Origin of the sequence: Variovorax atrisoli (genome assembly GCF_014195185.1) — a bacterium.
Classification (GTDB): Bacteria; Pseudomonadota; Gammaproteobacteria; order Burkholderiales; family Burkholderiaceae_C; genus Variovorax; species Variovorax atrisoli.
This window is the reverse complement of record NZ_JACIBG010000010.1, coordinates 215361-235761: the sequence shown is the minus strand read 5'-3', so window position 1 is coordinate 235761 and position 20401 is coordinate 215361. Positions and strand designations below refer to the sequence as shown.

The following is a 20401-nucleotide window of genomic DNA, read 5'->3' as shown; positions in this document are numbered from 1 at the left end:
CTCGATCAACCGCGCGGATGGTGCTGCGCATGCAGCTGCTTCAGGCGCTCGCGCGCCACGTGTGTGTAGATGGTCGTCGTCGAGATGTCCGCGTGCCCCAGCAGCAACTGCACCGCGCGCAGATCGACGCCGTGGTTCAGCAGGTGCGTGGCGAAGGCGTGGCGCAGCGTATGGGGCGACAGCGGTACATGGATGCCCGCCGCGGCCGCGTGCTTCTTCACGATGATCCAGAACATCACGCGCGTCATGCCGGCGCCGCGCGCAGTGACGAACAGGTCGGAGGTCTGCTGGCCATCGAGGATGGCCGGGCGCGACTCTTCCAGGTAGCGCTCGATCCATCGCCGCGCCTCGGCGCCGAAGGGCACCAGCCGCTCCTTGTTGCCCTTGCCGAGCACGCGCAGCACGCCGTCGTTGAGGCTCATGTCGGTGACCTTGAGCGCCACCAGCTCGCTCACGCGCAGGCCGCTGGCGTACATCAGCTCCAGCATCGCGCGATCGCGCAGGCCGAGCGGCGACTCGACGTCCGGCGCGCCCAGCAGGTCGTCGACCTGCTTTTCGGAGAGCGTCTTGATGGCCCGCGGCATCTGCCGCGCCGGCACGAGCCGGATGCTCGGGTCGGCCGCGATGCGCCGCTCGCGCAGCGCCCAGCGGTAGTAGCGCTTGAACACCGTGAGCCGCCGGTTGGCCGACGTGGCCTTGCCCTTGCTCGACAGCCGCGCGCCCATGTAGGCCTGCAGGTCCGTCTCCTTCGCGGCGTTGAGTGCGGTGCCGCTGCGCTGCGCGCCGAGCCACTGCGCGAACAGTGCGAGGTCGCGGCGGTAGGCGGCCAGCGTGTTCTTCGACAACCCGTCCTCGAGCCACAGGGCGTCGATGAAATCGTCGATCTCGGGTGTCGTCTGCGTGGCTGCCTCTGTGCTCATGCCTTGCAAGATAACAAAAAGAAAAAGCCGCCCGGCAGGCGGGCGGCTTGCTTCGTCGCGCGAGCGACCTGTCTCAGTCGAGCTTCAGGTTCTGCTTCTTCACGACCTGCTTGTACACGTCGTATTCGGCCTTGATCTGCGCTGCGAACTGGTCGGGCGTGTTCGCCACGATCAGCGAGCCCGTGTCCTCGATGCGCTTGCGCACCGCCGGTTCTTCCACGGCCTTCTTCACGCCCGCGCTGATCTTGTCGACCACTTCCTTGGGCAGGCCCTTCGGACCGAGGATGCCGTAGTAGGCCATGCGGTTCACCGGCTCCAGGCCCACTTCCTTGAAGGTCGGCACGTTGGGCAGCGCAGCCAGGCGCTGCGGCGCCGACACCACGATCGGGATCAGCCGGCCGCTCTGGATGAAGGGCATGGCCGAGGGGATGTTGTCGAACATGATCGGCACCTGGCCGGCCACCACGTCGTTCAGCGCCGGGCCCGCGCCGCGGTACGGGATGTGCGTGACGAAGGTGTTGGTCAGGCTCTTGTAGAGCTCCATCAGCAGGTGGCCGATGCCGCCCGTGCCCGACGAGGCATACGAGTACTTGCCGGGGTTCTTCTTCAGCTCGGCCACGAACTCGGCGTAGTTCTTGGCCGGGAAGCTCGGGTTGACCGCGATGATGTTCGGCGTGGCCGCGATGTTGATGATCGGCGTGAAGTCGTTGATCGGGTCGTACGGCGTCTTCGGGTTGATGGCCGGGTTGGCCGCAGTGCTCGACACCGTGGCGATGCCGAGCTTGTAGCCGTCGGGCGTGGCACGGGCGGTCTCGGCCGCACCCACGATGCCGCCGCCGCCGGCGCGGTTGATCACCACCACCGGCTGGCCCAGCACCTTGCCCAGCGGATCGGAAATCACGCGCGCCACGATGTCCGTCGTGCCGCCCGGTGCGAACGGCACGCTCAGTTCGACGGGCTTGTTGGGATAACCCTGCGCAAAGCTCTGACCCGCGACTGCAAGCAGTGCCGCGGCTCCCACCATCGCGCTCCATTGACGACGTTGCATCAAAAACTCCTTGTTCTGGCTGTATGTCGAAAAAACGAAGCCCGGATGCTAGCGGCTCGGGGGCCGTATCCGTGCTCTGGATTACCCATGGTCAGGGAGGTTTATCCTCGAAGCGGTGAACTACGCGCAGCTGCTCTTCCCCGACTTCTCCCTCATCGCCATCGGCTGGCTCCTTTGCCGCTACACCGCCCTCGACCGCCGCGTGTGGGACCAGGTCGAGAGTCTCGTTTACTACTTTCTATTTCCCGTACTGCTCTTCCACTCGATCGTGCGCAGCCCGCTCGACTTCGGCGCCACGTCGAACCTTCTGACGGCGGGCCTGTGCATCGGGGCCTGCGGCATCGCGCTGGCCTATGCCCTGCCCTTCGTGCCGGGCCTGCGCACACACATCGACCGCCGCGACCACGCCGCCAGCACGCAGATCGCGTTCCGCTTCAACTCATTCATCTGCCTGGCGCTGGCCGAAAGGCTCGCAGGCTCCGAGGGACTGCTGCTGATCGCCGTGCTCATCGGCGTGTGCGTGCCCATCTTCAACATCGCGGCCGTGTGGCCGATGACGCGGCAAGCGCAGACCGGGTTCGTGCGGCAGCTGGTGCGAAACCCTCTCATCGTCGCGACCGTGGCGGGACTGCTCGCCAATGTGCTGGGGCTCACCGTGCCTGCATGGGCGACGCCCACGCTGACGCGGATCGGGGCTGCTTCGCTGGCGCTGGGGCTGCTGGCCGCGGGGGCGGGGATGAAGTTCTCTACGCTTGGGGCGGGGAAGGTGCTGGCGGTTTCAGTGCTGGCGATACGGCATCTGTTCCTGCCGTTGGTGGCCTGGGGACTGGCCCGGATGCTGCGGCTCGATGCTGCGCAGGGGGCTGTGTTGATGGCGTTTTCTGCTGTGCCTACTGCTTCGAGTGCTTATGTGCTGGCTGCTCGCATGGGGTACAACGGGCCTTATGTGGCAGGGCTGGTGACCTTGTCTACCTTGCTGGGGGTTGTCAGTTTGCCGTTTGCGTTGGCGTTGCCTCGGTGAGGAGTTGGGTGGGATGGGTGCCTCGCCAGCCGCGTCTTGTCCCTGTGCTGCCTCATTGCGTTGGCTGTGCCTCTTGTTAAATGCTGCCGGGTGGCTGCTTTCCGGGGCCGGGCCGAGACCCGGCCCCGGAAAGCAAACACCCAAAGAACCTCAACCACGCCCCAACAAAGCCGACACAGCAGAAGCCAACAACACCACCCCGGAAACAGTCAACAACCCCAAAACAATCTTCCGAAACGCGACCTCACTGATCCCGATATAAAGCCGCGCCCCCAACAACACGGGCACAGCCACAGCCACCGCCACCACCCCCAGCAAAGGCAAGAGAGAACGTCCGATATTCCCGCTGAAAAGGTGGATGCCAAACGCCACCAGCAGCATCGAGAGATTGAAGTTCTGGATCACGGCCCGCTGTGTATCCCGCTGAAATCCGCGCAGGGTGCACCAGAGCGTAGGAATGGTCCCCGAGAACCCGCCGATGCCGGCCATCGCACCGCCGATGGCCCCCGCCACCCCATCGGCGACGCGCCCGCCGAACGAAAGCTTCGGCAGGTGCTGCGACATCAGCATCGCCGGGCACCACAGCACCAGCAATAGCCCGAGGCACAGCTTGAAGACGACGAGATCCAGGTGCGGCAGCAGCCAGACGCCGAAGGGCACGCCCATCAGTCCGCCAAGCAGGAAGGGCCAGAGAACGCTCCTGTCGAAGGTGCGCCGCACGGTGACCGCGGCGATCACCTGCCCCGTCATCGCGCCAAAGAGTGCAAGCACGGCAGCCAGTTGAGGCTCCAGGGTCCATGCCCACACGGACATCGCCACCATGCCGAACGCAAAACCGGAGAGGCCCTGCACGAAACCCGCCAGCACGGCGCCGACGATCACATAGACATACAAGGCTTGCATGCGGCCGATGATATCGGCCGGGGTTCTCCGCTCGCCGGCCGGAGCCCTCAGGCCGGAACGAGCGCTGTGCGTCGAACCCGGCGCACGTTGAATGCGCTGGCGATGAGCACGCCCTGCACCAGCGCCAGGCCCACGATGACGCTGGTGTACTGGCCGTGGTCCATGAGCCGGCCGAAGACCAGCGGTGCCACGGCCTGCCCGATGTCGAGGCCGGCGTAGACCACGCCGTAGACGCGGCCGGTGGCGTTGGGCGGCGTCGACTTCTTCACCAGCAGGTCACGCGACGGGCCGGCGACGCCGGAGACAAATCCCATGGCGCCGAAGAGCGCCGGCACGATGATCGGCGGGAAATCGGCAAAGGCCAGCATCAGCGCCAGCGCGGCGGCCAGGCCGAAGCCCACGCCCACGATGCGCTCGCAGCGCGACGGGTCGGAAGCGAGGAAACCGCCCACCACCATGCCCGCGGCGCTCGCCACCATGTAGACCGTGAGGCACACGGCCACCAGCGCCACCGGCACCGCATGCAGGTGCCCCGCGGCCACGGGCGCGAAGGTCTGCACCACGCTGATCACCACGGCATAGAAGAAGAAGAAACCGAAGCACATCCACACGGCCGGGATGCGCAGGAAGTCGAATTCGCCACCGCCGGCGGGCACGGGTTCGCCCTGCCCCGTGGCCTTGTGCACGGCCGCGGCGTCGAGCGAGAGCACGCTGCGGTACACCCACAGCACCAGCAGCACCACCAGGGCCACCACACCCGCCGAGGCCAGCGCCACGCGCCACGAGAAGGCGATGGCGATCGGCACCACGAAGGCCGGCGCCAGCGCCCAGCCCAGGCTGCCGGTGATGCCGTGCACGCTGTAGGCATGACCAAGGCGCGTGGGCGCGACCTTGCGGTTGAACAGCGTGTAGTCCACCGGATGGAACACGCCGTTGCCGATGCCCCCGAGCACCGCGAAGACCAGCAGCATCCAGTAGCTCTGCGCCACCGCGTAGCCGAAGGCCGCCAGCCCCAGCGCGCCGAGCCCCACGAAGAGCACCGGCCGCGGCCCTAGCTTGTCGACGATGAAACCCGAGGCCGCCTGCACGATGCACGAGACCACGAAGAACACCGTGAGCACCGCACCCAGCTCGACATAGCTCACGTTGAACGCATCCTTGAGCCACGGGAACAGCGGCGCCAGGATGAGCTGGCTGAAGTGGCTGACCGCGTGGGCCAGGCCGACGAGGCCGATCAGCTTGGCATCGCTGCCCAGGGTGTTGGAGGAAGGCGAAGCGGCCGACGCGGCGCTCGTGGGCGAGTTGGAAGACATGGATTGCTACAAAAAAATCGGGGCAGGCGCTGATGCTATGCGTCGGGGAAGCGGCAGAATGGCGATACAGCGACAACATTTGTCGAAACCATGCCAAGCGCCGCCTCACCCACCTCCAGGAGCGCCGCGTCCGCCGCCAGGCTGCGCGGGCCCACCCCCGTCAACAGCGTCGCCTCCCTCACGCCGCACCTGTACGCGCCCGACGCGGTGCGGCCGCTGCGCGCCAAGGAGCACTTCCTGAGCGCCGACACGCTGGTCGAGTTGCACGAGCATCCGTGGCCCCAGCTCACCTTCTCCACGCGCGGCGTGATCCGCCTGAGCACGCAGGACGGCAGCTACATCGTGCCGCCCTCGCGCGCGCTCTGGGTGCCGGCCAACATGCCTCACAGCATCACGCTGATCGAAGATGCCGAGCTGCGCACCATCTACCTGCACGCCTGGATCGCGCCCTCCTGGGAGAAATGCGAGGTGCTCGAGATCAGCCCCCTGCTGCGCGCCCTGATGCTGGCGCTGGACACCACCCCAGACGGCCTGCCGCCGGCCGATGCGCATGCGCCGCAGCGCGAGCGGATGATCGCGCCGCTGCTGGTCGACGAACTGGAGCGCGCCACGCAGATCCGCATCGACGTGCCGCTGCCCACCGACAAGCGCCTGCGCCAGCTCTGCGAGACGCTGCTGCGCAACCCGGCCGACCGCGCCACGCTGGCCGAGCGCGCGGCCGCCATCGGCGCGAGCGAGCGCACGGTGGCGCGGCTGTTCCGCGACCAGCTCGGCATGAGCTGGCAGCAGTGGCGACAGCAGGCCGTGATGGCGCATGCGCTGCCGCTGCTGGCGCGCGGCATGGCGGTGAGCCAGGTCGCGGCCGCCAGCGGCTACGCCACCGACAGCGCCTTCTGCGCGATGTTCAAGGCCGCCACCGGGCGCTCGCCCACCTCGTTCCAGCACCGTAAGCGGCCCGCGCCCGCCTGATCCGCGTACCAGGGCCGCCGGGGCGCCGGGGGATGGATGCTTCACGCTGCTCTGGCAAGATCGGCGCCCGACAAGCAACACCATGCATTCACCGATCCCCCTGCATCTGGCGCACGGCGCCCAGCGCCACACCTGGAGCGCCGACATCTGGCTGCGCGTGCGCCGGCATTTCCTGCTGAAGGCCGTCGGCACCACGGTCTTCACCTGGCTCTTCTTCATCGGCTACTTCCACCTGCTGCGCAACCCCTCCTTTCCGGTCGAGGTGATGCCGCTGACGCCGCTGGACCACCTGCTGCCGTTCCAGCCCTACCTGCTGGGTCCGTACCTCTCGCTGTGGGTGTACGTGGGGATCGCGCCCGGGCTGCAGCTGACCTTCCGCGAACTGGTGGTCTACGGGCTGTGGATCGGCGGGCTGTGCATCACCGGCCTGGGCATCTTCTACTTCTGGCCGACCCAGATACCTCCTTTGGCCATCGATGCGTCCGGCTACCCCGGCTTCACGATGCTGCAGGGCGTGGACGCGGCGGGCAACGCCTGCCCCTCGATGCACGTGGCGGTGGCCATCTTCACGGCCATCCGCATAGAGGACGTACTGCGCGAAACGCGCACGCCCGCCGGGTGGCGGGTGCTGAACTGGGCCTGGTTCGCCGCCATCGCCTATTCGACGCTGGCGGTCAAGCAGCACGTGGCGCTGGACGTGGCCGCCGGTGCGCTGCTGGGTATGGCTTTCGCCCTGCCCTCGATGCGCTGGCGTCCCGGCGCCCGCCAGCGGGACGATGCCCCTCACGTGGGAGCGGATATCATCCGTAAACATTGACCACACTCACCACTGGCCGACGAGGAAGGGATCGATTGATTCAAAGGACCGCAACGGGCGGCGATCGATCGGCGGCACACGAGACGACGACAGGCATTGCACGATGAGTTCGCTGAAGGAATTGCAGGACCTGATCCAGGAGAAGTACGGCATCGAACCGTCGAAGCTCGACCCGCACGCCTCCATGCGTGAGACCGGCGGACTCGATTCGCTGGCGCTGGCCGAATTCCTGTTCGCCATCGAGGACCACTTCGGCATCGTCATGCCCGACGAGGACGCGAACATCGACACCCTGGCCGAACTGGCCGTGCTGGTCGACAAGGTCAGGGCCGAGAAGGCCGCATCCGCCTCGTGAACCACGAAGTCGCCGTCACCGGGCTGGGCGTCGTGGCGCCGCACGGCGACGAACCCGGCGCCCTCTTCCAGGCCCTGCTGCAGGGCCGCTCGGCCATACAGCCCGTCTTTCCCGAACTGCCCAAGCCGGCAGCGGCTGCCACCGCGGCCTTCGACGAAACCCGCTGGTTCACCAAGCTGCAGCTCGCCGGCGTCGACCGCGTGAGCCAGCTGGCCGTGGCAGCCGCCGACATGGCGATGCGCGACGCCGGCCTTTCCGTGGCCGACGCAGACCCCGAGCGCGTGGGCGTCTTCTCCGGCTGCGGCATGGGCGGCGCCGCCGCGCTCGAGGCGGCCTATCGCGGCAACGGCCGCGTCTCGCCCCTCACCATTCCCGCCTTCATGCCCAACGCGCCGGCCGCCCACGTGGCGATGCGCCAGGGCGTGAAGGGCCCGGTTCTCACCTACTCGGTCGCCTGCGCTTCCTCTTCGGCCGCGATCGCCGAGGCCGCCAAGGCCGTGCAGCGCGGCGAGGTCGACATCGCCATCGCCGGCGGCAGCGAAGCGCTGATCGTGCCGGGCGTGGTGGTGGCATGGCAGGCGATGCAGACGCTGGCCGGCTTCCAGCCCGGTGAAGCGGCCGGCGCGGTGAAGCCCTTCGCCACCGACCGCAGCGGCTTCGCACTGGGCGAAGGCGCGGCCTTCCTGGTTCTCGAATCCGCCGAGCGCGCCCGCGCCCGCGGCGCCCGCAGCCACGCCACGCTGGCCGGTTGGGGCCTGAGCAGCGACGCGACCCATCTCACCAAGCCCGACGCGCCGGGCCAGGCCCGCGCGCTGCGCGCCGCCCTGCGCCAGGCCGGCCTGCAGCCGCGCGACGTGGGCTACTGCAACGCGCACGGCACGGCCACGCGCATCGGCGACGTGGTGGAGCGCAATGCACTGGCCGAGGTCTGGGGCGACGACCTCGACACGCTGCGAGTGAGCTCGACCAAGGCGCTGCACGGCCACATGCTGGGCGCAGCGGGCGCCATCGAGGCGCTCATCACCGTGATGGCGCTGCAGCAGCGGCAACTGCCGCCCAACGCCAACTGCCGCGAGGTCGATCCGGAATGCCGGCTGAACCTCGTCGCACAGGACGACACCGCGGCGCCAGCGCTGGAAGCCGCCATCAGCAATTCCTTCGCCTTCGGCGGCACGAACTCCGTGCTGCTCTTCCGGCGGGCCTAGGCAGCCTTCAACTTGCGCGGCGCGGCCTGCACAGTCGACGCCTGCGCCGCCGACTCCCGCAGCCACGCCACGAAAGCGCCGACCAGCGCGTCGCCGGTGCGGCTTGGCGCAACGAACACGCTGTAGCCCCGGCTCGACGGCGCCCGGTGCGGGCAGGCCAGCACCAGCTCGCCCGACCGCAGCTCGCGCTCTACGAAGTAGTCGGGCACCAGCCCCACGCCAAGGTCGGCACGCACTGCCGCTATCAGCGAGGAGAACAGGTCGAAGCGGTGCCCCGCGACAAGGCTCTCCGGCGCGCGAAGGTGGGCAGCCTGTCCGAACCATTCCTCCCACGCTCCCATGCGGGTTCGCAGCTGCAGAAGCTGCGCCTGGCGGAAGTCGCCGCGCGACATGGCCGAGCGCCCCTTCGCAGCAGGCGCGCACACGGCGACGCAGGCTTCGCCCATCAGCGGCAGCGCATTCGCTCCCGGCCACACCGCGTCGTCGTACTGCACGCCCACGTCGAAGGGCAGGTCTTCCATGTAGAGATGCGTGGGAAAAACCTGCAGATGCAGGCTGCAGCCGGGGTTGCGGCCGATGAATTCCGGCAGGCGCGGCATGAGCCAGCCGTCGGCCAGCACGGGCACCGCGCCCACCAGCAGGCGCAGGCCGTCGGTGCGCTGCGCCATCGCTTCGAGCGTGTGGTTCTGCAGCCGCAGCAGGTCGCCGGAGATCTGCCCGTGGTAGCGCTGGCCGGCTTCGGTGAGCTCGGTGCCGCGCGCGGTGCGCTGCACCAGCCGCACGCCGATCTGCGCTTCGAGCTGGCGCAGCTGCTGGCTCACTGCGCTGTGCGTGAGGCACAGCTCCTCGGCGGCCTTGCCGACGCCGTGGTGGCGGGCCACCGCGTCGAAGATCAGCAGCGCGCGGGTGCTCGGAATGTGGCGGCGCATGAGGGCTTCGTTAGAAAAACTGACAACGCGGAAGATTAAACCAGAGCGCACGCCTAACACAGCCATAAGAATCGCTGACGACGGCGTTGCACCGGCGGCGCCGATCTCGACCTGGCCCGCCCCAACAACAAGGACACCTCCGCACCATGCCCCGCACCGCGTCACCTCGTTCCGTTTCGCTTCGCCTCGCCCCACTCGTCCTCGCCCTGGCCTCGGCCGCCGCCGGCTTCGCTCACGCCCAGGGCGGCAGCGTCGCGGCCCCGCCCGCGCAGGTGCGGCCGGAAGTGGACAAGGCCTACACCCAGCTGATGGCTGCGCCCGCCATCCAGAAACTGCTGGACGCGGTCAAGGCCGACCACGACCGCTCGGTCGAAGACCTGAAGATGCTCACCGAGATCGAAGCCCCGCCGTTCAAGGAACAGAAGCGCGCCGAAGCCTTCCTCGCGCGCATGAAGGCGCTGGGCCTCTCCGACGCGAAGATCGACGCCGAAGGCAACGTGGTCGGTTTGCGCAAGGGCACGGGCAACGGGCCCAAGCTGCTGATCTCGGCCCACCTCGACACCGTGTTCCCCGCCGGCACCGACGTGAAGGTCAAGGAGCGCGACGGCAAGCTCTACGCACCCGGCATCTCCGACGACACGCGCGGCCTCGCGGTGCTGCTGTCGTGGCTCAAGGTGCTCAACGACAACAAGATCCAGACGGTGGGCGACCTGCTCTTCGTGGGCAACGTGGGCGAGGAAGAGCTCGGCAACCTGCGCGGCATCAAGGCGATCTTCCGCGACCATCTCGACATCGACGGCATGGTCGGCCTGGAGCCCGCACCCGACGGCACGGTGCTGATGCTGGGCACCGGCAGCCATCGCTACGAGGTGAGCTTCAAGGGCCCGGGCGGCCACAGCTACGGCGCCTTCGGCCAGGTGCCCAGCGCGATCCACGGCATGGGCCGCGCCATCGCGAAGATCGCCGACATCCGCACGCCGAGCTTTCCGAAGACGACTTTCACGGTGGGCACGGTCGGCGGCGGCACCTCGGTGAACACCATCGCGCCGGATGCGCGCATGGCGGTCGACATTCGCTCGGACGACATGGCGCCGCTGCTCGAGACCGAGAAGAAGATCCTCGCGGCCATCGACGAAGCCGTGGCCGAGGAGAACAAGCGCTGGAACGTCAACACGCTGAGCGTGAGCACCAAGCTCATCGGCGACCGTCCGGGCGGCCGCACGCAGTCGGACACGGTGATCGTCGAGGCCGCCACGCGCTCGAACGCCGCCTTCGGCCACAAGACGCTGCTGACCGGCGCAAGCACCGACGCCAACGTGCCGATGTCGCTGGGCATCCCGGCCATCATCATCGGCGGCGGCGGCAAGACCGGCGGCTTCCACGCGCTGTCGGAGTGGATCGACGTGACCGACGGCTGGAAGGGCGCGCAGAACTCGCTGGTGACGGTGCTCGGCCTGGTCGGCGTGCAGGGCACCAGCGCGCCGCTGCTCGAAAAGCGCCCGCCCCGCAAGAACTAAGCTCGCCCCCAGGCTTCGCGCACTCTGCGTCGCTGCGCCCCCTAGCGGGGGGCAACACCTGCAGCCCGACAAAGCCGGTTCTGCGGTGTTTCACGAAGGGGGCAGGTGCGAGCGCCTCCAGGGCTGCCCCCATGGACTCTCCGTTATGCTGGTGCCCGCTTTCCACCACGCGTACCGACAGGAGGACGACATGCATGCCCGTTCAACCCTCATCGCCCTGGCGCTGCTCGCCGCAGGCGCCTCGGCGCAGGCCAACAACCTGCTCGACCAATTGAAGGAAAAGGCCGGCGAAGCCGCCAGCGCCAACGCGCAGGGCGGCACCGGCAGCGCGGGCGGATCGGCGCTCGGCAACCTGGGCAGCAGCCTCGGCTTCAAGATGCCCGCCGTCGGCTCCAGCACCATCGGCAACGCGGCCGGCGTGCTGCAGTACTGCGTGAAGAACAACTACCTGGGCGGCGACGCGGCCTCGGTGAAGGACAAGCTGCTCGCCAAGATCACCGGCCAGAAGAAGCAGGAGACCGGCTTCGCCAGCGGCGCCAAGGGCCTGCTGCAGGGAGGCGACGGCAAGTCGCTGAACCTCAAGGGCCTGTCGTCGAAGGTCAAGGAAAAGGCCTGCGACTACGTGCTCAAGAACGCGACATCGTTGATCTAGGCTCTTCATCCCCCATGCTTCGCGCACTGCGTGTCGCTTCGCACGCCCCTTCGCCGGCGGCAATGCCGGCGGCCCGGCGAGGCCGGTTCCACGGCCCTGCCCGAGCGGCGGCGTAAGCTCTCTGCGCCCGCGGAAAATTCCAGCGTCGTTGCGGGCGCCATCCGTCATCCATGAATCCGGCTACCACCTCTCCTTCCTTGCGCCAGCGCCTGTCCCGCTGGGTTCCGTGCCTCGCCTGGCCCCGCCCTTCCGCCGCGCTGCTGCGCAACGAGGCGATGGCCGGCATCACCGTGGCGCTGATGGTGATTCCGCAGGGCGTGGCCTATGCGGCGCTGGCGGGGATGCCGCTGGTCACCGGCGTGTATGCGGCGCTGTTCCCGGCGCTGATCGCGGTGATGTTCAGTTCCTCGCAGCGGCTGTCGGTGGGGCCGACGGCACTCACCAGCCTGCTGGTCGGCGCATCGCTCGCGCCGCTGGCGGTCGCGGGCAGTGCCGAGTGGGTGGCGATGGCGGTGTGGCTCACGCTGATGTCGGGCACGATCCAGATCGTGCTGGGCGCGGGGCGCTTCGGCTGGCTGCTGCGGCTGGTGAACTCGCCGGTGCTCATCGGCTTCACGCAGGGCGCGGCGGTGCTGATCGCCATCTCGCAGCTGCCGGCGCTGCTGGGCTTCACCGGGCGAACGATTCCTCAGGTGCTGCAGGGCGGGCCGCTGCCCGACCTCGTGGCCATCGCTTTCGGGCTGGGCAGCATCGCGGTGCTGTGGCTGGGCAAGCGGCTGCTGCCGCGTTTTCCGACCACGATGGCACTGGTGGCCGGCGCGGCCGCCATCAGCTGGCTGGCCGACTACGCGCTGCGCGGCGGCGCGGTGGTGGGCACGCTGCCCTCGGGCCTGCCTTCGTTCTACTGGCCGGGGCTGCTGCCGCTGAGCACCTTCAGCGCACTGGTGCTGCCGGCGCTGATGATCACGCTGGTGAGCTTTCTCGAAACAGCTTCGAGTGCCAAGGTCGACAACGCACGCGCCGGCACGCTCTGGAACGAAAACCAGGACCTGATCGGCCAGGGACTGGCCAAGCTGGCTTCGGGCTTCACGGGCGCGTTCCCTACCAGCTCGTCGTTCTCGCGCTCGGCCATCACGCTGTATGCAGGCGCGCAGACCGGCTGGGCGACGCTCTTCAGCGTGGTCGTGGTGGCCGGCGCGCTGCTGTGGCTGATGCCGCTGCTCTATCACGTGCCGCAGGCGGTGCTGGCGGCGGTGGTGGTCACGGCCATCCTCGGGCTTGTGAAGCCGGCGAGCTTCACCGCGCTGTGGCGCATCTCGCGCATCGAGGCGGGCATCGCCTTCGGTACCTTCGTGCTGACCATCGCGACCGCGCCGAGCATCTACTGGGGCGTGCTCGGCGGCCTGCTGGCCGCGCTGGCGCACTACATGTACCGGCACCTGCACCCGCGCATCATCGAGGTGGGCCTGCATCCCGACGGCAGCCTGCGCGACCGTAACCTCTGGAAGCTGCCGCCCCTGGCGCCGAACCTCTACGCGCTGCGCATGGACGCCGAGCTCGACTTCGCATCCGCCTCCACGCTCGAACGTGCGCTCACCGTGGCACTGGCCGAGCGCCCCCACCTCACCGACGTGTGCCTGTTCGCGCAGCCGATCAACCGCATCGACATCACCGGCGCCGAGGTGTTCGGCTCGATCCGCCGGATGATGGAATCCAAGGGCATCCGCCTGCATCTGAGCGGCATGAAGCTGCCCGCGATGCAGGTGCTCGAAAGCGCCGGCCTGCTGGCACCGGGGCCGATGCTCTTCAGCTACCGCACCGACGGTGAGGCGCTGGCGGCACTGATGCCGCGCGTCGAAGTGCCCGCGCAGCAGGAAGCCACCGCCTGAGGAGGCGCCAGCGCCCATGAAGACCACCATCGAAGAACTCGTCGCGTTCCGCACGGTGGTTGACACGGGCTCGATCACCGCAGCGTCGGAACAGCTCTCGCAGACCGTCTCGGGCATCAGCCGCGCACTGAGCCGGCTCGAGCAGAAGCTCGACACCACGCTGCTTCGCCGCACCACGCGCAGGCTCGAACTCACGGAGGAAGGCGCTGCCTTCCTGCAGCGCACGCGCGCGATCCTCGATGCCATCGACGACGCCGAGGAACACATGGCCGCGCGCCGCGAGCAGCCCGCCGGCCGCCTGCGCGTGAATGCGGCCTCGCCGTTCATGCTGCACGCCATCGTGCCGCTGGTGCCGGAGTTCCGCCGGCTCTATCCGCAGATCAGCCTGGAGCTCGACACCGACGACCTGCCCATCGACCTGCTGGAGCGCCGCACCGACGTGGCGATCCGCATCGGCCCGCTGCGCGACTCCACCCTGCATGCGCGACCGCTCGGCACGCACCGGCTGCGCGTGCTTGCGAGCCCCGCGTACCTCGAGGCGCACGGCAAGCCGCGCAAGGTCGCCGACCTGGCCGATCACACGCTGCTGGGCTTCACCCAGCCAGAGTCGCTGAACCGCTGGCCGCTGCGCGGCGTGCACGGCGATGAATGGAACATCGCGCCCTCGCTGGTGGCGTCCAGCGGCGAAACGCTGCGCCAGCTCGCGCTGGCGGGCGTGGGCATCGTCTGCCTGTCGGACTTCATGACGGGCACCGACCGCGCCAATGGCGCGCTGGTGCAGGTGCTGACGAAGGAGACGGCCGACGTGCGCCAGCCGGTGAACGCCGTGTACTACCGCAACACGCAGCTTTCGGCGCGCATCACCTCGTTCCTGGATTTCCTGTCGCAGCGAATGGGCAGCTGAGCGTGGCCGCTCATTGCGGCTGCTTCGGCACGAAGCGCTCGACCGCAGCCGACTTGATCTCGTAGCCGCTCACGCCCATGTCAGCCGACGAGTAGCGCGCGGCCTTCACCGTGCCGCTGACGTACACGGTGTCCATCGCATGCAGCCCCTTCACGACCGAGGCCGCGACCACGTGCACGATCTGGTTGGCCGGCGGCGGCGGCGTGTGGATGCAGGCGCCGAAGTACGGCACCAGCAGGAACTCGCGGATGCCCTCCTGCGTGTTGTCCAGCGGCACGACGAAGCCGGCGAGCTTGCCCGGCTTGCCGTCGAGGTCCACGTTGACGGGCGCGTTGTCCCAGACGGCGCGCATCTCGTCGAGCATCTGGATGGCGCGGGGATCGTTGTCGCGCAGGGCTTCGAGGCTGATGTTGCGGTAGCGCTTGGTCGGGTCCCAGCTCTTGGGGATCAGTTCTTCCCACTTGAGTTCGGGGGCTGCGGCGGTGCCGGCGTCCGGTTGCGCTGCCGCTCCCGGGCCGCATCCGCCCAGCAGCGCCGCTGCCGGAGCCAGCAGGAACGCGGCCAGCACGGCGCGCGATAAGGGCCTTCTCATGAGTGCGATTGTGATCGGCATGCGTTTCAAGCCGTAGAGCAGGGCCTTTGCACTCGATTCGTCCCAGATTGCACAACTTTGTTGCAAAGCGCCAGAATGCCGCACCACGACACGAGGAGGTCCGCATGGCACCGACAGGATGGCTGGGACTGACGTCCCTGGGCACCGTTCACACCGCGATCAGCCTGATCGCCGTCGTCGCAGGGCTGCTGGCCCTGTTCCGCTACAAGGAGATCACCATGCGCACCGGCCTCGGCCGGCTCTTCGTGTGGACCACCGTGCTGACCTGCCTCACGGGCTTCGGCATCTTCCAGCACGGCGGCTTCGGCAAGCCGCATGCGCTGGGCATCATCACGCTCGCTGCCCTGGCGGTGGGGGCGCTCGCGGGCCGGGGTGTGCTGTTCGGCAAATGGGCACGCTACGTCGAGGCGATCGCCTTCTCGGCGAGCTTCCTGTTCCACTGGATCCCGGCCTTCACCGAAACGCTCACGCGCCTGCCGCTGGGCGCACCGCTGCTGCCGAATGCCGATGCGCCGCAACTCAAGGCGATCACCGGCGTGCTGCTCGTGCTGTACCTGGTCGGCGTCGGCCTGCAGATCCGCCGGCTGCGCGGCGGCGGGGGAACGCTCAGTCCCGAACCGGCCCGCGCAGGCTCTTGATCTGCGAGCGCTGGCTCTTGCCTTCGAGCCTGCGCTGCTTCGAACCGTAGGTGGGCTTGGTCGCCCGCCGCACGCGCGGCGCGACGGCCACGCCGTCGACCACCGCCTGCAGCCGCGCGAGCGCGTCGGCACGGTTCATCTCCTGCGTACGGTGCTGCTGCGCCTTGAGCACGAAAACGCCCTCCTGCGTGATGCGGCTGTCGCGCAGCGCGAGCAGCCGCTCCTTCACATCGGCGGGCAGCGAGCTCGCATGGATGTCGTAGCGCAGGTGCACCGCGCTCGACACCTTGTTGACGTTCTGCCCGCCCGCGCCCTGCGCCCTGATGGCGCTGAAGTCGACCTCGTCGGGGTCGATCAGGACGGCCGGGCGCAGCATTCCGCTCAGACCCGCTCGAAGATGGCCGCGATGCCCTGCCCGCCGCCGATGCACATCGTGACCAGCGCATAGCGCCCCTGCACGCGCTGCAGCTCGGCGATCGCCTTCGTCGTGATGATCGCGCCCGTCGCGCCCACCGGGTGGCCCAGCGAGATGCCCGAACCGTTCGGATTCACCTTGGCCGGGTCGAAGCCCAGCTCCTTGATGACCGCGCAGGCCTGCGCCGCGAAGGCTTCGTTCGACTCGATCACATCGAGGTCGCCCACCTTCAGGCCGGTGCGCTCCAGCACCTTGCGCGTGGCAGGCACCGGGCCGATGCCCATGTACGCGGGCTCGACGCCGGCGTGCGCATAGCCCACGAGGCGCGCCAACGGCTTCAGGCCCAGCGCCTTCACGCGGCCGCCCTCGGCCAGCACCACGGCAGCCGCGCCGTCGTTGATACCCGAGGCATTGCCGGCGGTGACGAGACCGTCCTTCTTGAACGCAGGCTTCATCTTGGAAAGCGTCTCGACCGTGGTGTCGGCGCGCACATGTTCGTCGGTGTCGAACAGCACCACGCCCTTGCGCGTCTTCACCTCGACAGGAACGATCTGCTCCTTGAAGCGGCCCGCCGCGATGGCGGCCGCCGCCCGCTGCTGGCTGAGCACCGCCAGCTCGTCCTGCTGCTCGCGCGAGATGCCGTAGCGCGCGGCCACGTTCTCCGCGGTGATGCCCATGTGGATCTTCTCCCACGGGTCGTGGAGGATGCCGAGCATGTAGTCGACCAGCACCGCATCGCCCATGCGCGCGCCATAGCGTGCCGAGGTGTCGAAATACGGGCCGCGGCTCATCGACTCCGAGCCGCCGCCGATGGCGATGTCGCAGTCGCCCAGCGCGATGGCCTGCGCGGCCGACACGATGGCCTGCAGGCCCGAGCCGCAGAGGCGGTTGACGTTGAAGGCCGGCGTCTCGATGGGACAGCCCGCGTCGATGGCCGCCACGCGGCTCAGGTAGGCGTCCTTGACGTCGGTGGGGATCACGTTGCCCATGACCACGTGGCCGATCGCATCGGCCGCGACGCCGCTGCGCTCGATGGCGGCCTTGACGGCAGTGGTGGCAAGCTGGGTGTTGGGCACGTCCTTCAGCGAGCCGCCGAAGGTGCCGATGGCGGTGCGGGCGGTGCCGACCACGAAGATGTCGCGCGAAGTCATGGAATGTCTCTCCTGGATGAAAGCAGAAAGCCGCGGCTGGCGAGCCGCGGCTCCAGGAGGACGATTCTGACGGCGAACGGCGCGAGAGGCTGTCGCGCCGGGAATAGCCGGCGAGCGGCGCTGTCAGCCGCGCGGCGAGACCGACTTGGGCGAAACGTCGGTCACGTCGCTGGCGCTGCCGCGGATGCGCACCGGGCGCTCCACCGATTCACCACGGGCGCGAGCGTTGGCCACATCTGCAGCCGAGGGGCCGGACTGCTGTGCCGCATTGCGAAATCGATCGAAGCCCGAGCGGGGATTGAAGCGCCCGCCCATGGAAGCCATCCAGGGCGTCACGGGCTTGCCCGTGAGGCGCCCCCAGGCGTAGCGAACGCCCCAGACGGCCGCCAGCAGCATTACCGCGACAGCCAGGCTGGCCGCGAAGACCAGCCCCAGGAGCAGAAGAATGACGCGTATTACGAAGTTCATCATCCGACTTTAGGCCGAAGCAGCCGCCGTTGGTTCCCCCGCCTTGCGGAAGGAGAACTGCCCCGGCGACAGGATCGGGTCGGTCGTGACCTCGATCGTGTCCTTCGGCCCGAAGCTGCCGTCCAGCAGCAGCTTCGACAGCGGGTTCTCGATGCGCTGCTGGATCGCGCGCTTCAGCGGCCGTGCGCCGAACACCGGATCGAAGCCGACCTTGGCGATCTCCGCCAGCGCCGCCGGCGAAACCTCCAGGCCCAGGTCCATCTTCGCGAGACGCGCCTGCAGCACCTTCAGCTGGATCGCGGCGATCGACTCGATGTTCTTCGCGTCGAGCGCGTGGAACACGACCGTCTCGTCGATTCGGTTCAGGAACTCGGGGCGGAAGTAGTTCTTCAGCTCGTCCCACACCGCTTCCTTGATCTCTTCAGAGGGCTTGCCCACCATCGACTGGATGATGGGCGAGCCGATGTTGCTCGTCATCACGATCACGGTGTTCTTGAAGTCCACGGTACGGCCCTGGCCGTCGGTGAGGCGGCCATCGTCGAGCACCTGCAGCAGCACGTTGAACACGTCGGGGTGGGCCTTCTCGACCTCGTCGAGCAGCACCACGCTGTAGGGCTTGCGGCGCACGGCTTCCGTGAGGTAGCCGCCCTCCTCGTAGCCCACGTAGCCCGGCGGCGCGCCGATCAGGCGGGCGACCGAGTGCTTCTCCATGAACTCGCTCATGTCGATGCGGATCAGGTGGTCTTCGCTGTCGAACAGGAAGCCCGCAAGCGCCTTGCACAGCTCGGTCTTGCCCACGCCCGTGGGGCCGAGGAACAGGAACGAGCCGGTCGGGCGGTTCGGATCGGACAGGCCCGAGCGCGAGCGGCGGATCGCATTCGCGACCGCGCCGATGGCCTCGTCCTGGCCCACCACGCGCTCGTGCAGCTTGTCTTCCATCAGCAGCAGCTTGTCGCGCTCGCCCTGCATCAGCTTGGCGACCGGAATGCCCGTGGCGCGCGCCACCACTTCGGCGATCTCTTCGGCGCCGACCTGGGTGCGCAGCAGCGTGGGGGCGCTGGACTTGCCCTTGTTCGCCTCGCTGGCCTCGGCCTCCTTCAGGCGCTTCTCGAGCGCCGGCAGCTGGCCGTACTGGAGCTCGGCGACCTTGTTGAAGTCGCCCTTGCGCTTCCATTCCTCGATCTGGAACTTGATCTTGTCCACGTCCTCGCGCACCTGCGCGCTGCCCTGGGCCTGGGCCTTCTCGGCCTGCCAGATCTCGTCGTAGTCGGCGATCTCCTTCTGCAGCTTCTCGATCTCGCCCTCGATCAGGCCCAGGCGCTTCTGCGAGGCCTCGTCCTTCTCGCGGCGCACGGCCTCGCGTTCGATCTGCAGCTGGATCAGGCGGCGGTCGAGCCGGTCCATGACCTCGGGCTTGGAGTCCATCTCGATCTTGATCTTGGCCGCGGCCTCGTCGATCAGGTCGATGGCCTTGTCGGGCAGGAAGCGGTCGGTGATGTAGCGGTCACTCAATTCGGCCGCGGCCACGATGGCCGGGTCGGTGATCTGCACGCCGTGGTGCACCTCGTACTTCTCCTGCAGGCCGCGCAGGATGGCGATGGTCGCCTCCACGCTGGGCTCGCCCACGATGATCTTCTGGAAGCGGCGCTCGAGCGCGGCGTCCTTCTCGATGTACTTGCGGTACTCGTCGAGCGTGGTGGCGCCCACGCAGTGCAGCTCGCCGCGCGCGAGCGCCGGCTTGAGCATGTTGCCCGCGTCCATGGCGCCCTCGGCCTTGCCGGCGCCGACCATGGTGTGGAGCTCGTCGATGAAGACGATGGTCTGGCCCTCGTCCTTGGCGAGCTCGTTCAGAACGCTCTTCAGGCGCTCCTCGAATTCGCCGCGGAACTTGGCGCCCGCCAGCAGCGCCGCCATGTCGAGCGACAGCACGCGCTTGCCCTTGAGCGAGTCGGGCACTTCGCCCGAGACGATGCGTTGCGCCAGGCCTTCGACGATGGCGGTCTTGCCCACGCCGGGTTCGCCGATGAGCACGGGGTTGTTCTTGGTGCGGCGCTGCAGCACCTGGATGGCGCGGCGGATTTCCTCGTCGCGACCGATGACGGGGTCGAGCTTGCCCAGCCGGGCGCGCTCGGTGAGGTCGAGGGTGTATTTCTTGAGGGCTTCGCGCTGGCCTTCGGCATCGGCGCTGTTCACGCCCTGCCCGCCGCGCACGGCGTCGATGGCAGCCTCGAGGGACTTGCGGCCCAGGCCGTTCTCCCTGGCGATCTTGCCGATGTCGGCCTTGCTGTCGGCCAGCGCCAGCAGGAAGAGTTCGCCGGCAATGAACTGGTCATTGCGCTTGATGGCTTCCTTCTCGGTGGCCTGCAGCAGCTTGCCGAGCTCGGGGCCGACCTGCACGATGTCGTGGCCCTGCACCTGAGGCAGCTTCTTGATGGCGGCCTCGGCCGCCTGCGTCAGGCCCGGGACATTGACACCCGCACGCTCCAGCAGGGCGCGCGGGCCGTCGTCCTGGCGCAGCATCGCGAGCAGCAGGTGGGCCGGCTCGATGTAGGCGTTGTCATTGCCCAGCGCCAGCGACTGTGCGTCGCCCAGCGCTTCCTGAAATTTGGTGGTGAGTTTGTCTTGTCGCATGGTGGTATTCCTGCATCCAAAATAGGGCTGTTCGGGCACGATT

At 68.3% G+C, this 20401-nt stretch carries 20 protein-coding genes; 10 read left to right on the top strand and 10 right to left on the bottom strand.

What is annotated here, in order from left to right; genetic code table 11:
• Window positions 1–5 precede the first annotated feature (5 nt).
• On the bottom strand, window positions 6–920 hold the full coding sequence (xerD, locus tag FHY06_RS30045; protein WP_019655959.1) for a site-specific tyrosine recombinase XerD: 915 nt from the start codon (window positions 918–920) through the stop codon (window positions 6–8).
• A gap of 73 nt (window positions 921–993) precedes the next feature.
• Window positions 994–1968, bottom strand: a complete 975-nt coding sequence (locus FHY06_RS30040) for a tripartite tricarboxylate transporter substrate binding protein BugE (protein ID WP_126025847.1) — start codon at window positions 1966–1968, stop codon at window positions 994–996.
• Window positions 1969–2071: 103 nt separating this feature from the next.
• On the opposite strand from FHY06_RS30040, the gene FHY06_RS30035 reads away from it, so the two are divergent.
• The gene (locus FHY06_RS30035; protein ID WP_184607277.1) at window positions 2072–2989 is read left to right on the top strand and encodes an AEC family transporter; all 918 of its coding nucleotides are present in this window, start codon (window positions 2072–2074) and stop codon (window positions 2987–2989) included.
• 150 nt (window positions 2990–3139) lie between these two features.
• Here FHY06_RS30035 and FHY06_RS30030 read toward each other — a convergent pair whose 3' ends face one another.
• On the bottom strand, window positions 3140–3892 hold the full coding sequence (locus tag FHY06_RS30030; protein WP_126184934.1) for a sulfite exporter TauE/SafE family protein: 753 nt from the start codon (window positions 3890–3892) through the stop codon (window positions 3140–3142).
• Between the two features lie 47 nt (window positions 3893–3939).
• A complete protein-coding gene (locus FHY06_RS30025) occupies window positions 3940–5205 on the bottom strand; it encodes an MFS transporter (protein ID WP_132751573.1) in 1266 nt (421 codons plus the stop codon).
• A 90-nt stretch (window positions 5206–5295) separates the two neighbouring features.
• Here FHY06_RS30025 and FHY06_RS30020 point away from each other — a divergent pair, with 90 nt between their 5' ends.
• The 4 genes from FHY06_RS30020 to FHY06_RS35115 all read left to right on the top strand — a co-directional run bounded on the left by FHY06_RS30020 (window position 5296) and on the right by FHY06_RS35115 (window position 8551).
• Window positions 5296–6174 carry an AraC family transcriptional regulator gene (locus FHY06_RS30020; protein ID WP_019655954.1) on the top strand — a complete coding sequence of 293 codons (879 nt, stop codon included), beginning with the start codon at window positions 5296–5298 and terminating at the stop codon, window positions 6172–6174.
• A gap of 82 nt (window positions 6175–6256) precedes the next feature.
• Window positions 6257–6991, top strand: a complete 735-nt coding sequence (locus FHY06_RS30015; RefSeq protein WP_184607246.1) for a phosphatase PAP2 family protein — start codon at window positions 6257–6259, stop codon at window positions 6989–6991.
• A gap of 103 nt (window positions 6992–7094) precedes the next feature.
• Entirely contained in the window at window positions 7095–7346 is a 252-nt protein-coding gene (locus tag FHY06_RS30010; protein ID WP_126184936.1) for an acyl carrier protein, read from the top strand.
• A complete protein-coding gene (locus FHY06_RS35115) occupies window positions 7343–8551 on the top strand; it encodes a beta-ketoacyl-[acyl-carrier-protein] synthase family protein (RefSeq protein ID WP_184607245.1) in 1209 nt (402 codons plus the stop codon). Before FHY06_RS30010 ends, FHY06_RS35115 begins: the two co-directional genes overlap by 4 nt.
• Here the strand turns inward: FHY06_RS35115 and FHY06_RS30000 are convergent.
• Window positions 8548–9480 carry a LysR family transcriptional regulator gene (locus FHY06_RS30000; RefSeq protein WP_019655950.1) on the bottom strand — a complete coding sequence of 311 codons (933 nt, stop codon included), beginning with the start codon at window positions 9478–9480 and terminating at the stop codon, window positions 8548–8550. The two genes, FHY06_RS35115 and FHY06_RS30000, sit on opposite strands and share 4 nt — an antisense overlap.
• A 146-nt stretch (window positions 9481–9626) precedes the next feature.
• Here FHY06_RS30000 and FHY06_RS29995 point away from each other — a divergent pair, with 146 nt between their 5' ends.
• The 4 genes from FHY06_RS29995 to FHY06_RS29980 all read left to right on the top strand — a co-directional run bounded on the left by FHY06_RS29995 (window position 9627) and on the right by FHY06_RS29980 (window position 14442).
• The gene (locus FHY06_RS29995; RefSeq protein ID WP_126184938.1) at window positions 9627–10997 is read left to right on the top strand and encodes a M20/M25/M40 family metallo-hydrolase; all 1371 of its coding nucleotides are present in this window, start codon (window positions 9627–9629) and stop codon (window positions 10995–10997) included.
• 190 nt (window positions 10998–11187) lie between these two features.
• The gene (locus tag FHY06_RS29990; RefSeq protein WP_184607244.1) at window positions 11188–11649 is read left to right on the top strand and encodes a DUF2501 domain-containing protein; all 462 of its coding nucleotides are present in this window, start codon (window positions 11188–11190) and stop codon (window positions 11647–11649) included.
• A gap of 170 nt (window positions 11650–11819) precedes the next feature.
• Entirely contained in the window at window positions 11820–13538 is a 1719-nt protein-coding gene (locus FHY06_RS29985; RefSeq protein ID WP_019655947.1) for a SulP family inorganic anion transporter, read from the top strand.
• A gap of 16 nt (window positions 13539–13554) precedes the next feature.
• Window positions 13555–14442, top strand: a complete 888-nt coding sequence (locus FHY06_RS29980; RefSeq protein WP_132751579.1) for a LysR substrate-binding domain-containing protein — start codon at window positions 13555–13557, stop codon at window positions 14440–14442.
• Between the two features lie 10 nt (window positions 14443–14452).
• Here FHY06_RS29980 and FHY06_RS29975 read toward each other — a convergent pair whose 3' ends face one another.
• Complete coding sequence (locus FHY06_RS29975) at window positions 14453–15034, bottom strand: DUF3299 domain-containing protein (protein ID WP_126184941.1); 582 nt, start codon at window positions 15032–15034, stop codon at window positions 14453–14455.
• 125 nt (window positions 15035–15159) lie between these two features.
• Between FHY06_RS29975 and FHY06_RS29970 the strand changes: the two genes are divergently transcribed.
• Window positions 15160–15693 carry a DUF2306 domain-containing protein gene (locus tag FHY06_RS29970; protein WP_019655944.1) on the top strand — a complete coding sequence of 178 codons (534 nt, stop codon included), beginning with the start codon at window positions 15160–15162 and terminating at the stop codon, window positions 15691–15693.
• On the opposite strand, the gene arfB is transcribed toward FHY06_RS29970, so the two are convergent.
• From arfB to clpB, 4 genes are all read right to left on the bottom strand, one after another.
• The gene (gene arfB / locus FHY06_RS29965) at window positions 15662–16069 is read right to left on the bottom strand and encodes an alternative ribosome rescue aminoacyl-tRNA hydrolase ArfB (RefSeq protein ID WP_019655943.1); all 408 of its coding nucleotides are present in this window, start codon (window positions 16067–16069) and stop codon (window positions 15662–15664) included. The two genes, FHY06_RS29970 and arfB, sit on opposite strands and share 32 nt — an antisense overlap.
• Before the next feature lie 5 nt (window positions 16070–16074).
• On the bottom strand, window positions 16075–17259 hold the full coding sequence (locus FHY06_RS29960; protein ID WP_184607243.1) for an acetyl-CoA C-acyltransferase family protein: 1185 nt from the start codon (window positions 17257–17259) through the stop codon (window positions 16075–16077).
• A gap of 123 nt (window positions 17260–17382) precedes the next feature.
• Window positions 17383–17727, bottom strand: a complete 345-nt coding sequence (locus FHY06_RS29955) for a hypothetical protein (protein ID WP_240650075.1) — start codon at window positions 17725–17727, stop codon at window positions 17383–17385.
• Window positions 17728–17736: 9 nt separating this feature from the next.
• Window positions 17737–20358: an ATP-dependent chaperone ClpB gene (clpB, locus tag FHY06_RS29950; RefSeq protein ID WP_132751583.1), complete on the bottom strand. Its 2622-nt coding sequence runs from the start codon at window positions 20356–20358 to the stop codon at window positions 17737–17739.
• Window positions 20359–20401: the final 43 nt, after the last annotated feature.